The 2,346-nt window shown below is 59.4% G+C and carries 3 protein-coding genes and 1 pseudogene; 1 reads left to right on the top strand and 3 read right to left on the bottom strand.

Annotated features, from left to right (window positions below):
* Positions 1-199 (top strand): hypothetical protein (locus tag VQ042_RS25300; protein WP_331823008.1); only part of this gene is annotated, 199 nt, incomplete at its 5' end.
* A 162-nt stretch (positions 200-361) separates the two neighbouring features.
* Here the strand turns inward: VQ042_RS25300 and VQ042_RS25295 are convergent.
* The 3 genes and pseudogenes from VQ042_RS25295 to VQ042_RS25285 form a co-directional block, all read right to left on the bottom strand.
* Positions 362-1,042 carry a UPF0149 family protein gene (locus VQ042_RS25295; RefSeq protein WP_331823007.1) on the bottom strand — a complete coding sequence of 227 codons (681 nt, stop codon included), beginning with the start codon at positions 1,040-1,042 and terminating at the stop codon, positions 362-364.
* Positions 1,008-1,234, bottom strand: a pseudogene (locus tag VQ042_RS25290) (transposase domain-containing protein); the annotation flags it as partial. The gene VQ042_RS25295 and the pseudogene VQ042_RS25290, both read right to left, overlap by 35 nt.
* A 623-nt stretch (positions 1,235-1,857) precedes the next feature.
* Positions 1,858-2,007 carry a hypothetical protein gene (locus VQ042_RS25285; RefSeq protein ID WP_331823006.1) on the bottom strand — a complete coding sequence of 50 codons (150 nt, stop codon included), beginning with the start codon at positions 2,005-2,007 and terminating at the stop codon, positions 1,858-1,860.
* Positions 2,008-2,346 lie beyond the last annotated feature (339 nt).

The following is a 2,346-nucleotide window of genomic DNA, read 5'->3' as shown; positions in this document are numbered from 1 at the left end:
GGCTTGTCTGGTTCCTGCAAGCAAGCCAGCCAAAAACGGCGAAACCCCATACGTCCAAACGTCTTTCCGGGTGCGTCGCTTCAACGGCTTAGCCATTATTCAGGGCGGACTAAATAAGGCCGCCGCTCCCCGAGGGGAGCGACGGCCCAGCCATCGGTTAGTTCGCAAGATCAAGCCGGATGGCACCACGCCTTTGTAGTGCATAATCGGATACTGGGAAATAAGAAATGCCGGGTCCCCACGAAGGGCGGCTGGGCCAGTCCCCATGGTGGAGTCGGCGGTTAGCCCGCCAGTTCCTCATCTTCTCGCTGATGTGCTCAAATGTTCGGTTACCGTCAGGTGATCCCGGTGATCGGTTTGGTCAGTTGATACCGCAGCATTTCTTGTACTTCTTTCCGGAACCGCAGGGGCATGGATCGTTGCGGCCAACTTTGCCGAAGGTGGGCAACGGTGCGGGAGCGCCGGTGGCGTTGGCGAGGCGCCAAGCATTCAGGGCGAGAACCCAGCGTGGAATGAGAACGGGCGCGGTCTCGTCGAAAGCGTTGGTCTCGTCCTCGGACATCGTGCCTTCGTCGCGAGCGATTGTGACGAGATAGAGAAGTCCGGCCAGCGCGACCTTGGCGTTCTCGTCGCCGCTCTTCGCGATGGCTATCCAGCACTGCGGCCTCAGGTCGACTGCTCGGCCAAAGCCGTCGGCCCACATCTCCCAGAGGATCTCGTTGGAGATCGGATCGTCGTCGAGAACCGGCGCGTAGCTCGGCCTTTGGCCGGTGAACGCTTTGGCGAGGGCGTTATAGTGTTCCATGACCGCCCCGATTGTAGCTTGGACATGGTTCATGTCCTCGAACACGGGCTGGCTTTCCTCATCGTCAAAGCGGCTCCAGACCTTTGGCAGCCATTCGCCCGGCATAACGAGGTCCGGGCAGACGAGAAGTCCGGCGAGATAGCCGTCGAGCTCGCTGAGAAGCATCGGGTCGCCGTCATCAGGTAGGTCGTGGAGCAGGCGGTCAAGCGTGCGCAGGCGAGGGGGAAGTCGCGACATCGGGCTGGGCGTTCCAGGGCAGGAGTTCATCGATCCGGCGCGCCGGATGGTGGTGGATCCGGGCGATCACTTCGCGCAGCCAGGCCTCCGGGTCGAGGCCATTCAACGTAGCCGCCTCGATCGGCGTCATGATCCCGGCGGCTCGCACGCCGGCTTCGTCCGAACCGCGAACGGCCAGTTCTTCCGTACCACCGTCTCGGGTTGCCCATTGTGGTTTATCACAGTGTCGGTTTCGAAACTCATGAAGCTCTGTCAAGCTGCGCCGCGATCCGGTTTCCGATTGAACGCTATCAAAAAGCGACGGAAAGCGTCTAGGAGTGGTGATTTTCCTCAATCATGGCTATACTTGACGCTTTTGGAACACGGAGAGTGGCTGTCTCATCGAACCGCTGCCGGGATATAAGCATGCGGGTACAGGCGAAGTGCCGGCGCGCTGAAAAATATTCGTTCTCGGAGCGAATCACTCGGTTGACTCCCTTCGGCAGCGAGAGCGTTAATATCAGGTCAATACGAGGGACCTGTTATGACGGCTCATGATTTTATCGAGTGGTTGGACCGGATGTGGCTCTCCGACGGCGAGGCAGCCCGACGTCTGTTCATCTCCGTCCAGGACGTGGCTCGCTTCAAATACGAAGGCGCGCCCGGGACCATTGGGCTGGCTTGTGCCGCGCTTGCGGAGGGGGTGCCTATTTGGGCGCCGATGCGAAAGCACAGAACGAAGCGAAAGGTGAGGAAGGCGGCGTAGTCTCGGCCGATTTTCCGACAACAGGAGAGGTCCGGCAACCCCGCAAACAGGCTGCCGGGCACATTGGCCGCTATTCTGACACGTCCGGCTCTTCATAATTGTCTTCGATCACGCCCGTAGGAGCATTCAGCCACTCCCCAAGGTAGAATGATCCGATGCCCAGAAATATGAAGACCACGATACCGGCCGCTATAACGACGACGTACTGCTTCCGTATCATCGAAGCCTCCTGACCCTACCCGACCGAATGCAGTTGGGAGCCGAACGGTTCCGGTCGGACGGTCTTGAGGACATTTCGGCGCCGAAAAAAGAAGTGCGTTGCGTGTATTTCCGCTACGGCAACTTATGCTAAGATCAGTCGGTCGCGGTGAGCCTCCCTCATTGCGACAGGCCCGGCAGCGTTGGTTCTGGGACCTTCGCCGGGCCACTTGTCCCCAGCATCGCCCAGGGGAATCGGGTGAGTTGAATTTCACGAGATGAGGCTGACGAGGAATTTCTCGTTCCACCCGGCCTTCAATCGTTTGTTTGTCATCGACAGTTTGGCGGGATTCCGCCGCAA

Origin of the sequence: Aurantimonas sp. A2-1-M11 (assembly GCF_036549475.1) — a bacterium.
GTDB lineage: Bacteria > Pseudomonadota > Alphaproteobacteria > Rhizobiales > Rhizobiaceae > Aurantimonas.
The sequence above is the reverse complement of the archived record's forward strand: the minus strand, read 5'-3'. Positions and strand labels throughout refer to the sequence as shown.

Bases quoted from the DNA above. Each gene is read 5' to 3' on its own strand.
- VQ042_RS25295 (WP_331823007.1), bottom strand. From the start codon at position 1,042: ATGTCGCGACTTCCCCCTCGCCTGCGCACGCTTGACCGCCTGCTCCAC.
- VQ042_RS25285 (WP_331823006.1), bottom strand. From the start codon at position 2,007: ATGATACGGAAGCAGTACGTCGTCGTTATAGCGGCCGGTATCGTGGTC.